Origin of the sequence: Pseudomonas sp. TH43 (assembly GCF_016650635.1) — a bacterium.
Classification (GTDB): domain Bacteria; phylum Pseudomonadota; class Gammaproteobacteria; order Pseudomonadales; family Pseudomonadaceae; genus Aquipseudomonas.
The window spans coordinates 749,270-768,012 of the sequence record NZ_JAEKFI010000004.1; the positions used below are offsets into that span (position 1 = coordinate 749,270).

Sequence of the window (18,743 nt, forward strand, 5' to 3'; positions counted from 1 at the left end):
CCCTGTAGGAGCTGCGGCACGCTGCGATCTTTTGATCTTGATGTTGAAGATCAAAAAATCGCCGCCTCGTTTCACTCGTCAGCTCCTACAAGGGTTTGTGTTTTCTGCTCTGCTGCCACGCTGCCGCCAGCCCGCTGCAACAAATCACCGCAATGCCGATGATCGTCAACAGACTCGGCGTGTGGTTGAACAGCAACCAGCCCAACAACCCCGCAAACACAATCTGGCAATAACCGAACGGCGCCAGCAGCGCCGGTGCGGCATGGCGGAACGCCTGAGTCAGAAACAAGTGCGCGGTCATCCCGCAACTGCCCAGCGCCAGCATCAGCACGGCGTGATTGAGCGTTGGCACCTGCCAGAAGAACGGCACCAGCGCGCTCATCACCAACGTGTTGCACAGCCCGGCGAAAAAGTTGCTGGTGGTCGGGCTGTCCACCTCCGCCAGTTTGCGCGTGAGCAACTGATAGAAGCAGAAAAACAACGCCGAGCAGAACGGCAAAAGCACCGCTGGAGTGAACAGTTCACCGCCCGGATGGACGATGATCAGCACACCGATAAAGCCACAAATCACCGCGATCCATTGGCCGCGTGTCACCCGTTCCTTGAGCAGCGGCACTGACAATGCCGTCACCAAAACCGGCGCAAGAAAGTTGACCGCCGTGGCTTCCGCCAACGGGATGTACAGCAGCGCCGTGGTGAAAAACAGGCTGGTGCCCAGTAGGCAAAGTGCTCGGGTCAACTGCCATAAAGGCTTCTTGGTGCGCAGGACGCGCAACCCCGACTGCGGCAGAAAAATTCCCGCCATCAATAACGTGTGCACCAGATAACGCGCCCAGACCACCATCACGATCGGATAGAAACCGGACAGGTATTTCGACAGTGCGTCATGACTGGAGAACAGGAAGGTTGCCACGACGATCAGCAAGATCCCCTTGAAGGGTTGGTTGACACCGGAGAGCGGAGTGCTGACGGTCATTGGGTTTCCTTGTGGTGCCAAAAAAGATCAAAAGCTTCGCGGGCAAGCCTTGCTCCTACAGGGGTTGGGTAAACCCCGTAGGAGCAAGGCTTGCCCGCGAACAGGTGCGCAGCGCCGCTTACAGTCGCGCCAACAACGCTCGAGTTTTATCAATCGCCATCTGCGCCCGCTGCAATCCATTCACGCCCTGCTCCAGCAGTTTAACCGTGGGAATTTCCAGGCTCAGTGCGATATTAGCCGGCAGCGCTTTCAGCAACCCGAGCAGGTCGCAATCGCCTTCGCCGGGAAACCGCCGCTCGTTGCGCGCCTGACGCAAGATCTCGGCCATGTCTGACGGTCTCGGTCCCGCGACATCGCATAATTGCGCATAACGCAGGCGCGACGCTGGCACCCCTGCCAGATCCTGCAACCGTGACGCCGAACGATCAAAGTGGAACGCATCGACCAACACTGCTGCATTTTCGCGATCCGCGTTCTCGACAATGCGCAGCGCTTGCTCGAGATTGCGTGCATCCGTCCAGGGCATGAATTCCAGATGCGGATGCAACCCATACGGCGCCGCCAGATCGCAGAGTGCCGCGAAGTTATCGGTGAGCCGCTGCTCGTCAGGGTCGTTACCGGCCACCAGCAACTCAGTCGCACCAAACTCCGCGCCGACCGTCAGCAGTTTCTCGAAATCGGCCACGACGGTTTGCGGTTTCAGACGCAGAATTTCCACGTCGAGCACACGCACACCGGTATCACGTAACTGCGCCAATGTCCGACGACGCAAGTCGCCATCGGCTACCAACGGGAAGTGATATTCCTCAGGCGTTGCCGGCTCCAGACGCAAGCCGACATGGCTGTAACCGGCGCGCGCCGCCACTTCAACCATCTGCGGCGGCGACAACTCCAGCACGGTCAGGCTGGCCAATGACAGGATTCGTTCGCTCATGTTCAAGCCTCGATCAGTGCAGGGGCGCAAGCACGGCCGGTAGCAGCGGCGTCGCGAATGGCCTCAATCAGCGCAAGAGTGCGGGCGGCGTCGGCCGCACTCACCAGCGGCTCGACCTCACGCCGCGCCACGCGTACGAAATGCTGTAACTGCAAACGTAAAGCTTCGTCACCGGTGTAGGACTCTTCCACCATCAGTAACGGTTCATGCCAACCGGCGTCGACCTGATCAGCGGCGTAGTGCCAGCGTTTGAGCTGGGGAATGCTCAATGCCCCGGCGGTGCCGGCCAGCAAGTAGCACGGCTGATCGGCCTGACGCGGATACACCGGGTTTTCGCCGGAATCCAGCTCCCAACTCCACGGCGCTGTGACGGCATCCGAGCCGCTCAACGTACCCAATGTGCCGCCCTCGAATTGCAGCAAAACCGCCGCGCTGTCTTCATTGGCAAAACCACGTACAGCGTTGTCGGTGATCGCCTGCACCGAGCGCACTTCACCGCACAGGTGCCGGAGCAGATCGAGGTCGTGAATCAGGTTGGTCAGCAACATTCCCGCTCCCGGTTGACGACGCCACGGGATCTCGAAATAACTGTCCGGTTTGCGCAACTGGAACAGCGCGGTGACCGTGGTCAGACGCCCGAGCGCGCCACTCTGCAGCAACTCATGGGCACGCACGATCAGCGGGTTGTGGCGTCGGTGATGGCCGACCAGTACCGGCACGCCGCTGCTTTTAACCGCAGCCACCAGTTCGCGCGCTTCATCAAGGTGCACGCCGACCGGTTTTTCCAGCAACACCGGCACACCTGCCGACAGACAATCAAGCGCCGTGCTGACATGTTGATTGTTCGGATTGGCAACGATCACCGCGTCTGGCCTGATTTGCTCGAGCATCTGACGGTGATCGGCGAAATGCCTTACACCCCACTCAGCCGCGAGGGCTGCGGCTTGCGGCCCGGGATCCACCACCGCGCACAGTGTTGCTTCAGTGAGGGTTTGCAGGTGCCGATAATGTTGCTGACCCATGTTGCCAGCGCCGATCAGGGCGATTCGGAGGGGCGAATTCAAGGCGCGATCCTTTTGTGATTGTTGTTGGAATATCACTCCAGCAACAATTTAGAACCGAGTTCCACAATCAAAAACCCAGCAATCCTCAAACCGTGCGAACACCGCACAACTTCTCACCCGGTAGGCGCGGCCGCAGGCTGCGATCTTTTGATCGTGACTTTAAAAACAACAGCAAAAGATCGCAGCCTGCGGCAGCTCCTACAGGGGATTGGGCAATCAGATGAACAATTCGGACGCCAGGCTGGCCGCCGATAATTCTTCGGTGAATTTCAGCAACAACGGCGCCAGTTCATGCAGGCGCGCCCCCGGCATCCGCGCACTGGGGCCCGCGATACTGAGCACACCGATCACTCGTCCATCGGTTGGATGCTTCACCACCGCCGCAATCGCCGACGTGCCGACCGCAGAGCTTTCCTCGACCCAGGCATAACCCTGTTCACGGGCCAGGCGCAGTCGTTCCAGCAACTCGATATTGGAGCGTGGCGCGTTCGGGCCGACACCCGCCGGCACTTCTGCCGCCTGGCGCTCGACCAGCGACAACGCTTCGGCATCACTCATGCACGCCAGCCACGCGTGCCCGGACGCGGTGTAGAACAGCGGCGCATCACGGCCCATGTCCGGGTCGTAGCGCAAGCCGGTTCGGGCGCCTTGCGCCTTGGCAATCCAGGTCTGGCGCTCGCCCTCGATCACGCCCAGCCGCACCAGCTCGCCGGTTTCCTCAGCCAAGCGATCCAGCACCGGCTGGACGATATCGGCGCCGCTGCTCGACAGGTATTGAAAACCCATGGCAACCAGTTTGGTCGACAGGTGGTAGCGCAAGGTCTCCGAATTCTGTCGCACGTAACCCAGACGGATCAGCTCGGCGAGCAAACGGTGAGTGGCACTTTTGGGGATGTCCAACTGCTCGGACAACGTCTGCATCGGCAACCCGCGCGGATCACTGGTGAGGCTTTCGAGGACACTGAAAACCCGTTCGATTTGACTGCCGGCCATAGGGAAATCCAAATGAAATTTCGCCGATTCTAGAAGACATCGGCGGCAAAGCGAAATCTGGAACTGCCCGTTCGATCACCGCCCGCTTTGTGGTTTCAAGGCTTGTCGTCCGCCTGCTGCACTGGTTATTTTCTGGAATCAAATTCCAAAAATAAACACCCGCTGGAGCGTTGTCTGATGCCTGCCCAACTCCCTGATATCGACTGCGACGTTTTGGTCGTCGGTTCTGGCGCCGCCGGGCTTTCAGCCGCCGTCACAGCAGCGTGGCATGGCCTGAAAGTCATCGTGGTCGAAAAAGATCCGGTATTTGGCGGCGCCACGGCGTGGTCGGGCGGCTGGGCATGGGTGCCGTGCAACCCACTGGCCCGTCGCGCCGGCATCATCGAAGACGTCGAGCAACCGCGGACTTATCTGCGCCATGAATTGGGCGAGCACTTCGACCCGGGCATGATCGACGCCTTCCTAGCAGCAGGCCCGCGCATGGTCGCGTTTTTCGAACAACACACCGCGCTGCAATTTGCCGACGGCAACGCCATCGCCGACATTCATGGCGAGACGCCAGGCGCGGGCACTGGCGGACGCTCAGTGATTGCCGCGCCCTACGAGGGGCGCAAAGTCGGACGCTTGCTCAAACGCCTTCGCACTACCCTGCGCGAAACGTCCTTCATGGGCATGCCCATCATGGCCGGGGCGGATCTGTCGGCCTTCCTCAATCTGACCCGCTCGCTCAAGGCCGCATGGCACGTAACCCGACGTTTCACTCGGCACCTGTTTGACCTTGCGCTGCATGGCCGAGCACTGCAACTGGTCAACGGCGTGGCGCTGATTGCGCGACTGGCAAAATCGGCCGACGACCTCGGTGTCCTGCTCTGGGAGTCGGCGCCGGTCACTGAATTATTGCGCGACGGCTCCCGCGTCTCGGGCGCAGTGGTCAACACCGACAAAGGCCCGATGCGCATTCATGCGCGTAAAGCCGTGGTGCTCGCGGCAGGTGGCTTCGCCAATGACATCGAGCGGCGCAAAGCGTTGTTCCCGCGCACGCCTACGGGCCACGAACACTGGGCGCTGCCGCCACTGGCGGTCAACGGCGACGGCTTGCGCCTGGGTGAAAGCGTCGGTGCCAGGGTCAACAACAATGTCGCTTCGCCCGTCGCGTGGGCACCGGTGTCGCTGGTGCCACATTCCGACGGCAGCACCGGTCATTTCCCACACATCATCGAGCGCGGCAAACCGGGGATCATCGGCGTACTGCGCAACGGTCAGCGCTTCGTCAATGAAGCCAACGGTTACTTCGACTATGTCAGCGCCATGGTCGACGCCGCGCCACACGGCGAAGATGTTGCCTCCTGGCTGATCTGCACACACGCCTTCCAGCGCCGCTATGGCCTCGGCATCTCGCGGCCGTTTCCGCTTCCGCTGTCAGAATTTATCCGCAGCGGCTATCTGAAAACCGGTAATACCGTCGAAGAATTAGCCCTGGCCTGTGGCATCGACCCGAGCGGTTTGCGCGCAACACTCGACGACTACAACCGCCACGCGCGCCACGGCGAAGACCCGTTATTCGGTCGCGGCTCGACCCCATACAACCGCAAGCAAGGCGATTCGACGAACCTGCCCAACCCTTGCGTTGCCCCAATAGAAGCCGGCCCGTTCTACGCCGTGAAAGTACAACCGGGGTGCTTTGGCACTTTCGCCGGTCTCAAAGTCAACCCACACGCCCAGGTGCTCGACGGCAGCGATCAGCCCATCAGCGGGCTTTACGCGGCGGGCGGCGACATGGCCAGCATCATGGGGGGTCATTACCCGGCGGGGGGAATCAACATCGGCCCGGCGCTGACGTTCGGCTACATCGCCGCGCGCCACATCGCCAGCATCACTGCTTTCGAACAGGAGAACGACCATGCAGCACATCGTTAACGCCCACGGTTTGAACATGCCGAAACTCGGTCTCGGCACCTGGCCGATGCTCGGCGACGAATGCACCCATGCCGTAGAGCAGGCGCTGGAATTGGGTTACCGACACATCGATACGGCAGCGGGCTACAACAACGAAGACGCTGTCGGACAAGCGCTGGCGAATACGCCGACACCCCGCGAGCAGATTCACGTCACCACAAAAGTCTGGTGGGATCAGTTGCAACCAGACGCCATGCGCCACTCCATGGATCGCAGCCTCAAGGCTCTGCGCAGCGACTACGTCGACCTCTTCATGATCCACTGGCCGAGCACCGACTGGGATCTGCCGCGCACCCTCGACACCTTGGCCTCGCTCAAGCAGCAGGGACTGGCGCGCAACATCGGCGTGGCGAACTTTCCTCTGCCGCTGCTGCGCAAAGTCGTCGAGGAATACGGCATTGCTCTGTCAGCGATTCAGGTCGAGTACCACGTGCTTCTCGGACAAAACGCCCTGCTCGACTACGCCCGACAACACGACATGGCGCTGACGGCCTATACACCGCTGGCCCGCAACAAGGTTTCACACATTAGCGAGATCCAGCAGATTGCGGCGAAACATGGCGTGCTGCCGACCCAGGTCGCACTGAAATGGCTGCTCGACCAAGCCAATGTTGCGGCCATTCCCAAGGCCAGCAGTAAAACCAATCAACTGGCCAATCTGGCGGCGCTGGAGGTCAATCTGGACGATGACGACCGTGCACTGATCGCCAGCCTGTCGAAGCGCGAACGTCAAGTCAGCCCGGACTTCGCGCCAGTGTGGGACGCGTTTGATGATTGAGTAGGAAAGCAGCGTTTGCCCGGTTCGAAACGTCCGTTACAAGATCGGTCTTACGCGCTCTTACACATCCGCCCTGCAGAACTTGATCCATGCAGTTATTCATAGGCGAGGCGACAAACGCCTCATCAACCTATGAGAGACCGCAACCATGCTATGGAACAAGGCAAGACGCAGTGAAAACATCAACGACACGCGAAAGGGCAAGGACGCCCGCACACTGACAGGGAAAAATCTCGGTGCAGGACTGGCCGCTGTCGTACTGAGCGGCGCGGCACTCCATTCGACATTCAATGCGCTACCGTCGCAGGATTCCGTCGAAGATCAAGTCAGCCAACAGATAGCGCCCAATGACGATCCTCAGCTGAGGTTCATCGAATCGATATTGGGCGATACCGAAGACACCTGGAAACAACTGTTTGCCGAGAGTGATCGGCATTACCCGGCACCAACGCTGACGCTGTTCAGCGATGGCGTGGCTTCTGGTTGCGGCTTTTCTGCGGCTTCAAGCGGCCCGTTCTATTGCCCGGAAAATCAACAGCTCTATATGGATCCGGCGTTCTTCGAACAAATGGCTCAGCGTTATTCGGTGGTCGGCGACTTCGCCCAGTCCTTTGTCATCGCGCATGAGGTCGGCCATCACGTACAGCTCGAACTGGGACTTTCCGCGGCGTTTGAAACTGCGCTGTCGGCTCGCCTGCCAGTGACCGGCGACGCCGGCCTCGAGGTACGCGCTGAGCTACAGGCTGATTGTCTGGCCGGGGTCTGGGCACATCATGCCCAGCAGCGTCTGGCGTGGCTGGAGCCGGGGGATATCGACGGGGCTCTGAACGCAGCCGCCACATTCGGTGACGACTACCTGCAACGCGCGCAAAACCAGACAGTACGCCCGGAGACCTTCAGCCACGGTACCTCGCAGCAACGCAGCGCCTGGTTCAGCGCAGGATTCGATAGCGGCCGGATCGATGCCTGCGCTACCTTCAACGCCGCGCAACTGTAAGCTCACCGATACGGCTGTGTCTGGTCGAACCGTCAGCGATCAGCATGGTCTGACGACCGGACTGGCGCCGTGACCGCGCACCAGCAACACTCATCACCACGTAACTCTTTACCGTACAAATAGAGGATTCCCGCATGCTATGGAAAAAAGGCCGACGCAGTGACAACGTCGTCGATGCGCGTGGTGGTGATGCCGGCGGTGGCGGCGGCATGCGCTTCGGCGGCGGCAAAGGCCTGAGCCTGGGGGCCATCCTGCTGATCGTCGGGATTGGCTGGATCACCGGACAGGATCCATTGCAGATCCTCGGCCAACTGACCGGGCAAGTGGGCCAGCAAACGGCACCGACCTCGCAAACCCGTCAGGCACCGCCAGCCAATGATGAACAGGCGGAATTCGTCCGTTCGATCCTCGGCGATACCGAAGACACCTGGGGCGCTATTTTCCAGCAGGCGGGCCGGCAATATAAAGATCCGACGCTGGTGCTGTTCAGCAATCGGGTGAATTCGGCCTGCGGCCTGGCGACTTCCGCCACCGGCCCGTTCTACTGCCCGGCAGATCAGAAGGTCTATCTGGACATGGCGTTCTTCCAGGAAATGGCCCAACGCTTCAAAGCGGCGGGCGATTTCGCGCAGGCCTACGTGATCGCGCACGAAGTCGGTCACCATGTGCAGACGCTTCTTGGCGTCTCGGCGAAAATTCAGACAGCCCGCCAGCAGGGCCGGCAGATGGAAGGCGACGGTGGTCTACTGGTGCGTCAGGAATTGCAGGCCGACTGCCTGGCTGGCGTCTGGGCCTATCACGCGCAGAAGCGTCTGAACTGGCTGGAACCGGGCGACATCGAAGAAGCCTTGAACGCCGCCAATGCCATCGGCGATGATCGCTTGCAACAACAGGGTCAGGGCCGTGTGGTGCCAGACTCGTTTACCCACGGTACGTCGGCGCAAAGGGTGCGCTGGTTCAAAACCGGATTCGCGCAGGGCCAGGTTGGCCAGTGCGATACCTTCGCGGCGAAAAACCTGTAAATGCATAAATGGCTTTTGGCGTTACTGATCATTGGCAGCACCGCGCAAGCGGCCGGCGTCGACGCGATCAGCTCCGGTCGCTTGCAATTCAAGGCTGGCGAAATGGCGGTGGGCATCGGCCCCGCGCCCGAGAAGATCGAGCGCGTGCTGATCGTCATTCATGGTCGGTTGCGTAACGCCGAGACCTATCGCAAAAGCGCCGAAAGCGCTGCCGAACTGGCGGGACAAACCGCGCACACGCTGGTGATCGCGCCGCAGTTTCTCAACGAAAGCGATGTTGCCCTGTATTCCTTGCCCGCAACATTGCTGCGCTGGAAAGGCAACGAATGGATGGGCGGCGGTTTATCCACAGGGCCGAATCCATTGAGTTCCTATGCGGCGCTGGATGAAATCGTTGCGCGCATCAGTGATCGCAAACAATTTCCCGACGTGAAGCAAATCGTGATCTTCGGCCACTCTGGCGGCGGCCAGGTGGTGCAGCGTTACGCCCTGCTCGCCAAGGATCAGCCGGCGCTTAAAGCCAACGGCATCCGCTTGCGTTATGTGGTAGCCAATCCGTCTTCTTATGCGTACTTCAATGAACAACGACCGGTGGCGTTCGATCATGCCAAGTGCGTGGGTTTCAATCGCTGGAAGTACGGTCTGGCAGACATGCCGGTGTATGCCGGCGGGCAAACACCGTTGCAGCTGGAAAGCAGTTACACCAAACGCGAAGTGATTTATCTACTCGGGCAGCAGGATATCGACCCCCAGCATCCGGCGCTGGACAAGAGCTGTTCGGCCGAGGCGCAAGGCGCTTATCGCCTGGAGCGCGGCAAGCTGTTTTTCGGCTACCTGCTGCGCCGCCATCCGGAAGGAGTCAATCAACGACTGGTCGAGGTACCCGGGGTTGGGCATAACGGCGATGGAATGTTGACCTCGCCGGAGGGGCAGAAGGCTCTGTTCGAGCAGTAAGGACGTCTTCGCGGGCAAGCCTTGCTCCAACAGATCAGCGCTGATTTGTAGGAGCAAGGCTCGCCCGCGAAGAGGCCCAAGCATCCAGCAACAATCTCAGGCCAAAAGCATTCGCCGCAACTCGACACAATCCTGCGCATGCCAATCCGTCAGCTCCGGCCACGGGTTATCCGGCAAATTCACCAACACCGTCCGTGCCCCCGCCGCACGTCCGCAATCCAGATCAAAGCGGTAATCACCGACCATCACCAACTCGCTGGCCGGCACCGCCCACGCGTCTGCCAATTTCAGCAAACCGCCGGGATGCGGTTTCGGCGGTGCTTCATCGCGCCCCAAGACATCCTCCACCGCAAAGCAGTCCGCCAGACCAATCGCCTCCAGCGTCACATGCGCCAGCTCTCGGGCATTGCGGGTCAGAATGCCGAGGCGATAACCGCGTGAGTGCAGATCACGCACCAGCTCCACAGCCCCGGTAGCCGGGGTCGAACCCAGCGCCAGATCGCGTTCATGCTCCAGCAACCATGCGTGCTTGGCGGCAGCTTCATCTGCGGGCAACGCGCCGAGGTGAGTGAGAATGTCGTCATCGGGCGGAATGGCAAGCGCCACGCGAATCGCCGCAAAATCATGCACGGCGACGGTCAGTGTGCCGTCCATGTCGAAGACCCAATGGCGGACGTCGGCCAGGCTCATGCCCAATCCTTGCGATGACGAATCAAGCCTTCCTGCGTGACCGACGCCACCAGTTGCCCGGCGCGGTTGTACACGCTGCCACGGGAGAAACCTCGGGAATTTCCGGCCCACGGACTGTCCATCGCGTACAGCAACCAGTCATCGGCGCGCAGGTCGTTGTGAAACCACAGCGCGTGATCGAGGCTGGCGACCTGCATGTCTTTCTGCCAGACCGATTTGCCATGAGGCAACATCGATGTGGTCAGCAGACCGAAGTCCGAGGCGTAGGCCAGCAGGTATTTGTGCAGTGCCGGAATGTCGGCCAAAGCGCCATCGGCGCGGAACCATACGTACTTCACCGGATCGGCCGGTTGCGGGTTGTACGGGTCTTTTTCGGTGACCGGGCGCACTTCGATCGGTTTCGGGCACAGCAGTTTTTCGCGCATGTGTTCCGGGATCAGGTGCGCGCGTTGCTGGGTCAGTTCCAGCTCCGAGGGCAGGTTTTCCGGGCCGACCACAACGGGCATCTGGCTCTGGTGCTCGAAGCCTTCTTCGTCGTACTGGAACGAAGCGCTGCAGGTGAAGATCGGATTGCCCTTCTGGATCGCCGTGACGCGGCGGGTGCTGAAACTGCCGCCGTCGCGCACGCGATCAACCGAATACACCACCGGCAACTTGGCGTCGCCCGGACGCAGAAAATAGCCGTGCATCGAGTGCACATGGCGCGCTTCTTCAACCGTCTGACTGGCCGCCGACAACGACTGGCCGAGTACCTGACCACCGAACAACTGACGAAAACCCAGATCCTGGCTGCGGCCACGGAAGAGGTTTTCTTCGATCGGTTCCAGGGTCAGCAGGTCGACCAGATCTTCCAACACTTGGCTCATTCAGACTCTCCTCACACAACGCAATGCCGCGCAGTCTTGGCTGCGGCGGCCGATTCAGGTTCTGGCGCGAGCCACTATCGCGCCATTGTAAACGTCCATGTCGGCTTAGCCATGCAAGGTTTGCAGCCATTGTTCCCGGGTGATGCGGTACAGCACATGCCTGCGTAACGGATGATCGACGGCCAGTTTAGGGTGATCGAAATCATCGGCCGGAGCGTGGTGCATGCCGATCGCCTGCATGACTTTCTCCGAAGGCAGATTGCTTTGCGCGGTGAATGACACGATTTCTTTCAAGGCCAATCGATCAAAGCCTGCGCGCAAAGCTGTCCACGCCGCTTCACTGGCATAACCCAAACCCCAATGTTCCCTGGCCAGACGCCAGCCGATTTCCACTGCCGGGGTGAACGGCGCGTCGAAACCCACCACGCCGAGCCCGGTGAAACCGATGAATTCACCGCTGTCCTTGCGTTCCAGCGCCCACAAGCCGAAACCGTGCTCGGCAAAATGCCCGCGCACGCGGCCGATCACCGAAGCGCTTTCCAGTCGGCTCAACGCTGCCGGAAAGTAGCGCATCACTTGAGGATCGGCGCACATCGCCGCAAATGCCGGCAAATCCTCGTCCTGCCACTGACGCATCAGCAAGCGCGCGCTTTGCAGTTCCAGTATCGGCTCCATCGTGCCCCTCCGTTTCCATGCCGCAAGTCTACATCGCTGGTAGGATCGTTCACTCTTTCCTACGCTTCCTACATGAAATCACCATGCCACTGCCGCTGATCTACCACGAAGACTACAGCCCCGAGTTTCCGGCGGATCACCGCTTTCCCATGGACAAGTTTCGTCTGCTGCGCGATCACCTGGTCGACAGCGGTTTGACCCGCGATGCCGATCTGCTGCGTCCGGAAATCTGCCCCAACGACATCCTCGCCCTCGCCCATGACCGTGCGTATATCGAACGCTACATGAGCGGCGAGTTGTCCCGCGAAGACCAGCGGCGTCTTGGCCTGCCCTGGAACGAGGCGCTGGCGCGGCGCACGGTGCGCGCGGTCGGCGGTTCGATACTGGCGGCCGAGAAAGCGCTGGAGCACGGTTTGGCCTGTCACCTGGCCGGGGGCACCCATCACGCGCACTACGACTACCCGGCGGGGTTCTGCATCTTCAATGACCTGGCGATCATCAGCCATTACCTGCTGCAAAGCGGTCGGGTCAACCGGGTGCTGATTTTCGATTGCGATGTGCATCAGGGCGACGGCACGGCGCGAATTCTTCATGACACGCCGGAGGCGATTACCGTTTCCCTGCACTGCGAGAAGAATTTTCCTGCACGCAAAGCCGAAAGCGACTGGGACATTCCGCTGCCCAAAGGCATGGGCGATGCCGACTATCTAAAGGTCGTGGACGACACGCTCAACTATTTGCTGCCGCTGTATCAACCGGATCTGGTGCTGTATGACGCCGGTGTCGACGTGCACAAGGACGACGCCCTCGGTTATCTACAGCTGACCGACGAAGGCGTCGCCGCGCGCGATGAACGGGTCATGCGCCATTGCCTGGGCCGCGACATCCCGGTGATGGGCGTGATCGGCGGTGGCTACAGCAAAGATCGGCACGCCCTCGCCCGTCGCCACGGCATCCTCCATCACAGCGCGCACCGTGTATGGCAGTCACACGGTTGTCATTGAGCTGTGCTGCGTTACCCACAATCGCTGTGGAACTGCCTGTGGATAACCTGAGTGAAAGCGTCTACCGCCCATAGCGGCCGAGGCTCACAGCGTACTGACTGTTTTTTAACCAGGTACTGAATGAAACGAAAATCCCCTTGTGCGAGCGAGCCTGCTCGCGAAGGCGTCGGTGCACTCAACATCTCACTGACTGACCCAGCGCTTTCGCGAGCAAGCTCGGCTCCTACAAAGGATCTGCGCTGTTAGAATGCGCGGCTTATCCCGCCATACCGCAGCGCTCGCCATGACCCAGAACTCCGCCTCCTCCCCCGCTCACGTCGCCATCATCGGCGGTGGCCCCGCCGGCCTGATGGCCGCTGAAGTGCTGAGCCAGGCTGGAATTCGCGTTGATCTGTACGACGGCATGCCCTCGGTAGGCCGCAAGTTTCTGTTGGCCGGGGTCGGCGGCATGAACATCACCCACTCCGAAGCCTACCCGGCATTCCTCTCACGCTACGCCGAGCGCGCGCCGAACATTGCCCCGCTGCTGCGCGACTTTGATGCCGATGCGCTGTGCAAATGGATTCATGATCTGGGCATCGAAACCTTCATCGGCAGCTCCGGCCGCGTGTTCCCCACCGACATGAAAGCCGCACCGCTACTGCGCGCCTGGCTCAAGCGTCTGCGCGACAGCGGCGTCGTTATCCACACCCGCCATCGCTGGCTCGGTTGGGATGAAACCGGCGCACTGCGCTTCGCATGCCCCGACGGCGAAATAACCCTCAAACCGGACGCCACCCTGCTCGCCCTCGGCGGCGGCAGTTGGTCGCGACTGGGTTCCGACGGTGCGTGGATGCTCGCGCTGGAGCAACGTGGTGTAGGACTTGCGCCGTTGCAGCCGAGTAATTGCGGCTTCGAAGTGCAGGCCTGGAGCGAACTGATGGTCAGCAAATTCGCCGGGGCGCCGCTGAAAAACATCGCCATTGGCTTGAACGACGACATCCCGCGTCTGGGCGAATGCGTGATCACCGCAACCGGGATTGAGGGCAGTCTGATTTATGCGCTGTCGGCGCCGATTCGGGAGGCGATCAATGTGCACGGTGCAGCAACGATTCATATCGATCTGCTGCCCGGCCGACCTGTGGATAAATTGCAGGCAGCACTGAGTAAGCCGCGCGGTTCGCGTTCGATGGCCAAGCATTTGCACAGTCAGGTCGGGATTGATGGGGTGAAAGCAGCGCTACTGCGGGAGCTGACCGATGCGGCGACCTTCGCCGATCCGGCACTGTTGGCGCGGGCGATCAAGGCGCTACCGCTGACGTTGGTGAAAACCCGTCCATTGGACGAAGCGATCAGCAGTGCCGGTGGTGTGAAATTCGAGGCGATGGATGAGCGCTTGATGCTCAAGGCGTTGCCGGGGGTGTTCTGTGCGGGGGAAATGCTGGATTGGGAAGCGCCGACGGGCGGCTATCTGCTGACGGGGTGTTTTGCCAGCGGCCGGGCGGCGGGGTTGGGTGTCTTGCAGTGGCTTGAAAGCAGCGCCAGGTTTTGAGCCACAAGCTGCAAGCAAAAGCACAACGCTTCTGACTTGCAGCTTGCAGCTATTTACTCGAAGCCGCTTTTACGGCTTACGCTTACGCGGTCCAGTGTTGAACACCGGCACCTTGCGCACTGGCTTGATCGAAGGCTCTGGCGCCTGGGTCTCGCCGCTGTCGACCCACTTGCCCAGGTTACGCTTGCCGCCCCCACCCGAAGTTTTCGGCTTCTTCGGTTTCTTCGGCTTCTTGATCACCTGACCACTGGCATCGGTGTCCGGCACGCGATGCTCGGGCTCGAAGTCCGGTTCGTTCTGGCGCTTCAAGGTCTGGCGCGTCAGCATTTCAATCGCCGACAACATGTTCACTTCATCGGCACACACCAGCGAGATCGCCTCACCGGTCGCACCTGCACGGCCAGTACGGCCGATGCGGTGGATGTAATCCTCCGCGACGATCGGCAGATCGAAATTGACCACCAGTGGCAAATCTTCGATATCCAGACCACGCGCAGCCACGTCGGTGGCGACCAGAATCTGCACTTCACTCAACTTGAAACGATCCAGCGCGCGCTGACGAGTGGCCTGCGGTTTGTCGCCATGGATACCGTCGGCGTTGACGCCCAGGCCTTGGAGTTTTTCCACCAGCGCATCGACGCCGTTGCGGGTCTTGGCGAACACCAGCACCTGCTTCCACTTGTTCTTGCGCATCAGGTGCACGAACAGTTCGGCCTTGCGCTTCTTGTCTACCGTTACCACCCACTGTTTGACGGTGTTGGCGGCGACGTTGCGTGGGCTGACTTCGATGCTCAATGGATCGTTGAGCATCTGCCCGGCCAACAAGCGGATGTCATCGGAGAAGGTCGCGGAGAACAGCAGGGTCTGGCGCTTTTTCGGCAGCATGCGGTAGATGTTCGCCAGTTCTTCGGAGAAGCCCAGGTCGAGCATACGATCGGCTTCATCCAGCACCAGAGTTTGCAACTGATCGAGTTTCAGCGCGTTCTGGCGGAACAGGTCAATCAAGCGACCGGGCGTAGCGACCAGCACATCGACGCCGCCGCGCAGCTTCATCATCTGCGGGTTGATGCTGACACCACCGTAAACCGCATAAGTGCGCAGCGGCAGGTTTTCGGCGTACTGGCGCACAGACTCATGAACCTGCTCGGCCAGCTCGCGAGTCGGCACCAGAATCAGCGCACGCGCCGAATTCGCGGTAACTTTTGGGCCTTCCATCGCCAGTAACTGCAACAGCGGCAAGGCGAAACCGGCGGTTTTGCCAGTGCCGGTCTGGGCCGCTGCCATCAGGTCACGACCGGCCAGCACGGCCGGAATGGCTTGCGCCTGAACCGGCGTCGGGGTCTGGTAGCCGAGCTTCTCAAGGGAGCGCAGCAAGGGTTCGATCAGGCCAAGGGTGGCGAAAGTCATGGAAGTACCGTAGGAAAAAATAACGCAGGCATGCAATGCCGCGCAGTTTACCCTAATTCGTACGCGTTTCTGTGGGAACGGCTGTCGGCGCCACGACTGGCGGCTGTGCTGGCCGGCGCCACTGCGGCAAGCCAATAAGCACCACGGCGCTGATGATCACCAGCATCGCCAGCGCTTCTTCGATCCCGATGGTCTCGCCAACGAACACGATCCCGAGCAACACCGCCACCGCCGGGTTGACGTAGGCATAACTGGTCGCCGCGGCCGGACGTACGTGCTTGAGCAGGTACATATAAGAGTTGAAGGCGATGATCGAGCCGAAAAAGATCAGGTACGCCAGCGCCAGCCAGCCTTCGATGGGCGGCAGCGCTTGCAAGTGTTCGCCGCTCACGGCACTGCCGATCAGCAGCACCACGCCGCCAACCAGCATTTCCACAGCACTGGCCATCGCGCCCTGCGGCAACGGCAAGTGCTTGCTCCAGACAGAACCGAACGCCCAGGTCGCCGCCGCGAAAATCAGCAACGCCGCGCCCATCGGGCTCGACTGCAGGTTGGAGCCCATGTTGAGCATGGCAATGCCGATAATCCCCAAGCCGACACCGGCCCACTCCAGACGAGTGTTACGCGCGCCCCAGAAATAACCAAACAGCAAGGTGAACAACGGCACTGTCGCCACCGCCAACGCCGCCACACCCGAAGCCACGCCGGTATGCTCGGCGATACTTACAGCGCCATTGCCGAAACTCAGCAGCAAAATCCCGATGATCCCCGCCGCTTTCCACTGCGCCCAGGTCGGCGCCGGCGCCCCGCGCCAGCGCAGGAAGGCGTACATCAGGCTGCCCGCGATGACGAAGCGCACCCCGCCAAGCATCAGCGGCGGCCAGTACTCGACGCCGAGGCGAATCACCAGGTAGGTCGATCCCCAAATCACATACAGCGCGAAAAACGCAGCAATCAACGGTAAGGAAAAACGGCGCAAGGCAGGCATGGGCAGCTCAAATGTCAGCGTCAGTGAATGGATTATTCTAGAAAGGCCAGGGAGCAAAAATAAGCTACAAAACCTGTTTATCACGCCGGTACACTTTGGAAATCACGGAGATCGATGGAATAAACCGCGATTTCGAAAGTCTGGCATTTTCAGGAAGTTTCCCTTGGATAAATACGACCGCATGCTGGTCAGCGCCCTGCTCGAAAACGGCCGCGCGTCCTACGCCGATCTGGCGCGCAAAGTGAACCTGTCCGCGCCGGCCGTCGCCGAACGGGTGGCCAAGCTTGAGGCATCCGGGGTGATTACCGGGTATGAGGCGAAAATCGACCTGTCGAAAATCGGTCTGCCGATCCAATGCGTGATCGAGTTGCGCCTGCACCAGAACGGCAGTCAGAAGGTGTATGACGAGTTGGTGAAAATTCCGCAGCTGACCGAGTGTTTTCGAGTAACAGGCGATCCGTGCGTGATCATGAAGGGCGCGGTGGGCTCGATGCCCGAGCTTGAGGAGTTGATCAATCGCGTGGCGAAATTCGGCTTCAGCAAGACGTCGATTGTGCTGTCCAGCGCCATCGAAAAACGCGTGCCGCTCGACCACATCGAAAACAACGGCAAATCCTGAGGACGAACATGCCCCTGTGGGAGCAAGCCTGCTTGCTCCCACAGGGGTTTTGTGTGGGGCGCGGGATCAGCGGTAGCGCAGCAGGTGTTCGCTGACTTTGGCGGCGGGGACTTTCTGCAGTTTGCACAGCAGGTCATGCGATAGCTCGCACACGCCATGCTTGTCGCGCAACTCTGCGGCCAGATGCGCCATCAGGTTGGCCGCCATCTCGGCATCGGCCATGGCCCGGTGAGCCTGGCCAGTGTGCGGCAGGCGCGCAAAAATGGTGAGCGTGCCGAGCTTGTGATTCGGTGCGGCCGGCATCAATCGACGCGCCAGCAGCAGCGAACAGGCAAAGTTCTGCAAGCGCGTGCGCTTGATCCGCCCCAGCTCGAAATCCCAGAACTTCTGGTCGAACGAAGCGTTGTGCGCGACCAGTGGCGTGCAGCCGACGAATTCGTTGACCTCGTTCATCACCTGCTCCGCCGGCGGGGCGGTGCGCAGCATGGCGTTGCTGATACCGGTCAGTTGCTCGATGAACGCAGGGACGCGCACGCCAGCGTTCATCAGGCTCTGGTAACGCTCGACGATACGGCCGTTTTCCAGCATGACCACGGCGATTTCCGTAGCGCGACAGCTGCTGTTCGGCGAGAGGCCGGTGGTTTCAAAGTCGATGACTGCAATGCGTTCCAAACCGGGATGTACTCCGTCCAATTCAATTTCTCGGGTGCAGCTTAATTCTTCAGAAGCAGCGCGCCTTCGATCGGCACGTAGCGGCTGGCGGCACGAATCAGCGAGTTCGCGGTCAGGCCGGGCACGCCATAGGCGACTGCCTGCACCCCGTGTTTGCTGATGATGCGTTCGAGCAGCATGTCGAAATCGCCGTCACCGGAAGCGAGGACGACTTCGTCGACATGGTCGGCGGCGTCCATGATGTCGAGGGTGATGCCCACGTCCCAGTCGCCCTTGGCCGAGCCGTCGCTGCGCTGGATGTAGGGCTTGAGTTTCACGGTAAAACCGAGGTTGCGCAGGATCTGCTGGAACTGCTGCTGCTTGCTGTCGCCACGGTCGATCGCGTAGGCGTAGGCCTCGACAATCTGCCCGTCCTTGCTGATATCCGCCCACAGCGCGGCATAGTTGAAGTGGCAACCATAGGCCTGACGCACGGTGTAGTAGAGGTTCTGCACATCGGCGAACACTGCGATTTTTTTCACCGGAGTTCCTGTGAGCGCGCGAGCGCAAGAAGCGGGATCAGGCGCGGGGCCCGAAAAAGGCGCTCAGTATGCCAGCCAAGAGGAAGGTTCAGCGAA

Annotated in this window: 19 protein-coding genes; 8 read left to right on the forward strand and 11 right to left on the reverse strand. The window is 60.5% G+C overall.

The window, feature by feature from the left end:
* Positions 1-85: 85 nt before the first annotated feature.
* The 4 genes from JFT81_RS19720 to JFT81_RS19735 form a co-directional block, all read right to left on the reverse strand.
* Positions 86-976 carry a DMT family transporter gene (locus JFT81_RS19720; RefSeq protein ID WP_201228595.1) on the reverse strand — a complete coding sequence of 297 codons (891 nt, stop codon included), beginning with the start codon at positions 974-976 and terminating at the stop codon, positions 86-88.
* Between the two features lie 118 nt (positions 977-1,094).
* On the reverse strand, positions 1,095-1,910 hold the full coding sequence (locus JFT81_RS19725) for a sugar phosphate isomerase/epimerase (protein ID WP_201228596.1): 816 nt from the start codon (positions 1,908-1,910) through the stop codon (positions 1,095-1,097).
* A gap of 2 nt (positions 1,911-1,912) precedes the next feature.
* Entirely contained in the window at positions 1,913-2,974 is a 1,062-nt protein-coding gene (locus JFT81_RS19730) for a Gfo/Idh/MocA family oxidoreductase (protein ID WP_201228597.1), read from the reverse strand.
* 216 nt (positions 2,975-3,190) lie between these two features.
* On the reverse strand, positions 3,191-3,967 hold the full coding sequence (locus JFT81_RS19735; RefSeq protein ID WP_201228598.1) for an IclR family transcriptional regulator: 777 nt from the start codon (positions 3,965-3,967) through the stop codon (positions 3,191-3,193).
* A gap of 177 nt (positions 3,968-4,144) precedes the next feature.
* On the opposite strand from JFT81_RS19735, the gene JFT81_RS19740 reads away from it, so the two are divergent.
* From JFT81_RS19740 to JFT81_RS19760, 5 genes are all read left to right on the forward strand, one after another.
* Positions 4,145-5,884, forward strand: coding sequence for an FAD-dependent oxidoreductase (locus JFT81_RS19740; RefSeq protein ID WP_201228599.1), 1,740 nt, complete (start codon positions 4,145-4,147; stop codon positions 5,882-5,884).
* Positions 5,868-6,701, forward strand: a complete 834-nt coding sequence (locus tag JFT81_RS19745) for an aldo/keto reductase (protein ID WP_201228600.1) — start codon at positions 5,868-5,870, stop codon at positions 6,699-6,701. The genes JFT81_RS19740 and JFT81_RS19745 overlap by 17 nt, the downstream gene beginning before the upstream one ends.
* Positions 6,702-6,849: 148 nt before the next feature.
* Positions 6,850-7,698 (forward strand): neutral zinc metallopeptidase, encoded by an 849-nt coding sequence (locus tag JFT81_RS19750; protein WP_201228601.1) that lies wholly within the window; start codon positions 6,850-6,852, stop codon positions 7,696-7,698.
* Between the two features lie 134 nt (positions 7,699-7,832).
* A complete protein-coding gene (locus JFT81_RS19755; protein ID WP_201228602.1) occupies positions 7,833-8,720 on the forward strand; it encodes a neutral zinc metallopeptidase in 888 nt (295 codons plus the stop codon).
* Positions 8,721-9,674: an alpha/beta hydrolase family protein gene (locus tag JFT81_RS19760; RefSeq protein WP_201228603.1), complete on the forward strand. Its 954-nt coding sequence runs from the start codon at positions 8,721-8,723 to the stop codon at positions 9,672-9,674.
* Positions 9,675-9,770: 96 nt separating this feature from the next.
* On the opposite strand, the gene JFT81_RS19765 is transcribed toward JFT81_RS19760, so the two are convergent.
* The 3 genes from JFT81_RS19765 to JFT81_RS19775 all read right to left on the reverse strand — a co-directional run bounded on the left by JFT81_RS19765 (position 9,771) and on the right by JFT81_RS19775 (position 11,905).
* Positions 9,771-10,364: an HAD family hydrolase gene (locus JFT81_RS19765; protein WP_201228604.1), complete on the reverse strand. Its 594-nt coding sequence runs from the start codon at positions 10,362-10,364 to the stop codon at positions 9,771-9,773.
* On the reverse strand, positions 10,361-11,230 hold the full coding sequence (gene tesB, locus JFT81_RS19770; protein ID WP_201228605.1) for an acyl-CoA thioesterase II: 870 nt from the start codon (positions 11,228-11,230) through the stop codon (positions 10,361-10,363). Before tesB ends, JFT81_RS19765 begins: the two co-directional genes overlap by 4 nt.
* A 105-nt stretch (positions 11,231-11,335) precedes the next feature.
* Complete coding sequence (locus tag JFT81_RS19775) at positions 11,336-11,905, reverse strand: GNAT family N-acetyltransferase (protein WP_201228606.1); 570 nt, start codon at positions 11,903-11,905, stop codon at positions 11,336-11,338.
* Positions 11,906-11,988: 83 nt separating this feature from the next.
* Between JFT81_RS19775 and JFT81_RS19780 the strand changes: the two genes are divergently transcribed.
* Together JFT81_RS19780 and JFT81_RS19785 are read left to right on the forward strand one after the other, a co-directional pair.
* Positions 11,989-12,909, forward strand: coding sequence for a histone deacetylase (locus JFT81_RS19780; RefSeq protein WP_201228607.1), 921 nt, complete (start codon positions 11,989-11,991; stop codon positions 12,907-12,909).
* A 283-nt stretch (positions 12,910-13,192) separates the two neighbouring features.
* Positions 13,193-14,440: a TIGR03862 family flavoprotein gene (locus JFT81_RS19785; protein WP_201228608.1), complete on the forward strand. Its 1,248-nt coding sequence runs from the start codon at positions 13,193-13,195 to the stop codon at positions 14,438-14,440.
* A gap of 69 nt (positions 14,441-14,509) precedes the next feature.
* Here the strand turns inward: JFT81_RS19785 and JFT81_RS19790 are convergent, their stop codons facing one another.
* Together JFT81_RS19790 and yedA are read right to left on the reverse strand one after the other, a co-directional pair.
* The gene (locus JFT81_RS19790; protein WP_201228609.1) at positions 14,510-15,847 is read right to left on the reverse strand and encodes a DEAD/DEAH box helicase; all 1,338 of its coding nucleotides are present in this window, start codon (positions 15,845-15,847) and stop codon (positions 14,510-14,512) included.
* A 52-nt stretch (positions 15,848-15,899) separates the two neighbouring features.
* Positions 15,900-16,835, reverse strand: coding sequence for a drug/metabolite exporter YedA (yedA, locus tag JFT81_RS19795; RefSeq protein ID WP_201228610.1), 936 nt, complete (start codon positions 16,833-16,835; stop codon positions 15,900-15,902).
* Between the two features lie 163 nt (positions 16,836-16,998).
* Here yedA and JFT81_RS19800 point away from each other — a divergent pair, with 163 nt between their 5' ends.
* Positions 16,999-17,454, forward strand: a complete 456-nt coding sequence (locus JFT81_RS19800) for an Lrp/AsnC family transcriptional regulator (protein WP_201228611.1) — start codon at positions 16,999-17,001, stop codon at positions 17,452-17,454.
* 66 nt (positions 17,455-17,520) lie between these two features.
* Here JFT81_RS19800 and JFT81_RS19805 read toward each other — a convergent pair whose 3' ends face one another.
* Together JFT81_RS19805 and JFT81_RS19810 are read right to left on the reverse strand one after the other, a co-directional pair.
* Positions 17,521-18,126 carry a 3'-5' exonuclease gene (locus tag JFT81_RS19805; protein ID WP_201228612.1) on the reverse strand — a complete coding sequence of 202 codons (606 nt, stop codon included), beginning with the start codon at positions 18,124-18,126 and terminating at the stop codon, positions 17,521-17,523.
* Positions 18,127-18,167: 41 nt separating this feature from the next.
* The gene (locus JFT81_RS19810) at positions 18,168-18,647 is read right to left on the reverse strand and encodes an NYN domain-containing protein (RefSeq protein ID WP_016986151.1); all 480 of its coding nucleotides are present in this window, start codon (positions 18,645-18,647) and stop codon (positions 18,168-18,170) included.
* Positions 18,648-18,743 lie beyond the last annotated feature (96 nt).

Excerpts from the sequence above, each read along its gene's own strand:
- JFT81_RS19720 (WP_201228595.1), bottom strand. The coding sequence starts at position 976 with ATGACCGTCAGCACTCCGCTCTCCGGTGTCAACCAACCCTTCAAGGGG.
- JFT81_RS19725 (WP_201228596.1), bottom strand. The coding sequence starts at position 1,910 with ATGAGCGAACGAATCCTGTCATTGGCCAGCCTGACCGTGCTGGAGTTG.
- JFT81_RS19735 (WP_201228598.1), bottom strand. The coding sequence starts at position 3,967 with ATGGCCGGCAGTCAAATCGAACGGGTTTTCAGTGTCCTCGAAAGCCTC.
- JFT81_RS19740 (WP_201228599.1), top strand. The coding sequence starts at position 4,145 with ATGCCTGCCCAACTCCCTGATATCGACTGCGACGTTTTGGTCGTCGGT.
- JFT81_RS19745 (WP_201228600.1), top strand. The coding sequence starts at position 5,868 with ATGCAGCACATCGTTAACGCCCACGGTTTGAACATGCCGAAACTCGGT.
- JFT81_RS19750 (WP_201228601.1), top strand. The coding sequence starts at position 6,850 with ATGCTATGGAACAAGGCAAGACGCAGTGAAAACATCAACGACACGCGA.
- JFT81_RS19755 (WP_201228602.1), top strand. The coding sequence starts at position 7,833 with ATGCTATGGAAAAAAGGCCGACGCAGTGACAACGTCGTCGATGCGCGT.
- JFT81_RS19760 (WP_201228603.1), top strand. The coding sequence starts at position 8,721 with ATGCATAAATGGCTTTTGGCGTTACTGATCATTGGCAGCACCGCGCAA.
- JFT81_RS19765 (WP_201228604.1), bottom strand. The coding sequence starts at position 10,364 with ATGAGCCTGGCCGACGTCCGCCATTGGGTCTTCGACATGGACGGCACA.
- tesB (WP_201228605.1), bottom strand. The coding sequence starts at position 11,230 with ATGAGCCAAGTGTTGGAAGATCTGGTCGACCTGCTGACCCTGGAACCG.
- JFT81_RS19775 (WP_201228606.1), bottom strand. The coding sequence starts at position 11,905 with ATGGAGCCGATACTGGAACTGCAAAGCGCGCGCTTGCTGATGCGTCAG.
- JFT81_RS19780 (WP_201228607.1), top strand. The coding sequence starts at position 11,989 with ATGCCACTGCCGCTGATCTACCACGAAGACTACAGCCCCGAGTTTCCG.
- JFT81_RS19785 (WP_201228608.1), top strand. The coding sequence starts at position 13,193 with ATGACCCAGAACTCCGCCTCCTCCCCCGCTCACGTCGCCATCATCGGC.
- JFT81_RS19790 (WP_201228609.1), bottom strand. The coding sequence starts at position 15,847 with ATGACTTTCGCCACCCTTGGCCTGATCGAACCCTTGCTGCGCTCCCTT.
- yedA (WP_201228610.1), bottom strand. The coding sequence starts at position 16,835 with ATGCCTGCCTTGCGCCGTTTTTCCTTACCGTTGATTGCTGCGTTTTTC.